The following is a 1,663-nucleotide window of genomic DNA, read 5'->3' as shown; positions in this document are numbered from 1 at the left end:
GTCGGGATGGCGAATTGGTCACGACACTTTTCCCGGAACGGCGGTATTACCCGGTCGCGGAAAGCCAGACGACGGAGTCGGCCATCCGCTCCACATTGGCGGGTGATCTCTATACGTCGATTGCAACGCCAGCCTCCGATCAAGTGAACAACGCCGGAGCATGGACCCTTCGGATCCTTTATGAACCGCTCGTCAACCTGATCTGGATCGGCTCGATCCTGCTGGTGATCGGTGGCTGTTTGTCCTTGTCGGATCGCCGTTTGAGGGTCGGGGCGCCGCGCCGTGCCAAACAGCCAGCCACCGATGCCGTTCCTGCCGAGTAGGAGAGAAGATGAAACGTCTCATTGCCGGGCTGCCGTTTATTGCGGCGGTCATATTCGGTGGGTTTTTTCTCTGGGGGCTCAATCCCGACCGGGATCCCAACGAGATCCCTTCCGTCCTGATCTCGCAACCGGCCCCGGCGTTCGACCTCGATCCCGTGCCGGGGTTGGAGACACCCGGCCTGGCCCGAAGCGATCTTGTCGGCAACGAACGACCGGTCGTGGTCAATGTCTTTGCGTCCTGGTGCGTGCCCTGCCGCGCGGAACATGCCGTGTTGACAAGATTTGTCGAACGAGACGGCATGCGGTTGTTCGGAATAAACTACAAAGACAAACCTGAGGATGCCGTGAAGTGGCTCAATGACCTCGGCAATCCCTACGAGCGGATCGGGTCCGACCTGTCGGGCCGGACCGGGATCGAATGGGGCCTGTCGGGCGTGCCGGAAACCTTCATCGTCGATAGCGATGGCACCGTTTTGTTTCGCTATGTCGGGCCGGTCGTGGGTCCGGACGCCGTCGAACGGTTCACGCAAGCCCTGAAGCAGGCAGGCGCACTGCCAAATGGAGCAGGTTCATGAGACAGTTGATTTTCGCGTTTTGCATCGGGCTCCTTCCCTTTGCCGCCAATGCGGTGGAACCGGACGAAATGCTGACCGACCCGGTATTGGAACAGCGTGCGCGGGAGATTTCCAAGGATCTACGATGCGTCGTCTGTCAGAACCAGGACATCGACAGTTCGAACGCGGGTGTGGCGCGGGACTTGCGTCTGCTCGTACGCGAGCGCCTGGTCGTTGGAGACAGCGACGCGGAGGTGATCGAATACATACGGGCGCGGTACGGGGATTACGTGCTGCTGAAACCGCCTCTGGAGCCTGCGACCTACGCGCTTTGGTTCGCTCCGATCGCTTTCGTTCTGATCGGGGTTTTCGTTGGTGGCGGGCTACTGATGAGTCGGCGAAAGCAAGAGGCATTTGAAGACTTGGGCTCGGAGGATGAGAACACCGTGTCCGAAATTCTCAGGCAAAACGAAGCGGGGGATGCGTCATGATCTGGGGTATTTTCGTTCTTTTGACGCTGGTCGCAATCGGAATTGTCCTCTACCCGCTGCTGCTGTCCAAATCGAACACTCTCACCAGAGGGGATGCGGTACCGGCGATCCTCGCCGATCAGATGCGGGAAATCCAACGAGACATGGACCGCGGTTTGATTTCTGAACAGGAAGCTCAAGCGGCCAGACTCGAGATCAAGAAACGGATCCTCGCGACGACCCGCAATTCGGAAGAAAAAGCCGGATCATCCCGTAATGGTGGCAGAGTCACTCTCGTTGTCGCGGCGGTCCTCGC

The 1,663-nt window shown here is 59.1% G+C and carries 4 protein-coding genes; all 4 read left to right on the top strand.

Going from position 1 to position 1,663, the window contains the following annotated elements:
- Positions 1 to 323, top strand: a 323-nt coding sequence (locus tag ACR0B3_RS23850; RefSeq protein WP_480811219.1) for a cytochrome c-type biogenesis CcmF C-terminal domain-containing protein, incomplete at its 5' end; no start/stop codon positions are given.
- 8 nt (positions 324 to 331) lie between these two features.
- Positions 332 to 898 (top strand): DsbE family thiol:disulfide interchange protein, encoded by a 567-nt coding sequence (locus tag ACR0B3_RS23845; protein WP_009807483.1) that lies wholly within the window; start codon positions 332 to 334, stop codon positions 896 to 898.
- Entirely contained in the window at positions 895 to 1,368 is a 474-nt protein-coding gene (locus ACR0B3_RS23840; RefSeq protein ID WP_009807484.1) for a cytochrome c-type biogenesis protein, read from the top strand. Before ACR0B3_RS23845 ends, ACR0B3_RS23840 begins: the two co-directional genes overlap by 4 nt.
- A partial coding sequence (ccmI, locus tag ACR0B3_RS23835) for a c-type cytochrome biogenesis protein CcmI (RefSeq protein ID WP_480811218.1) occupies positions 1,365 to 1,663 on the top strand: 299 nt, incomplete at its 3' end. The genes ACR0B3_RS23840 and ccmI, both read left to right, overlap by 4 nt.

This window comes from Ruegeria sp. CE9 (assembly GCF_056537425.1).
Note: the sequence above shows the minus strand (reverse complement) of the source record. Positions and strands in the feature narration are given on the sequence as shown.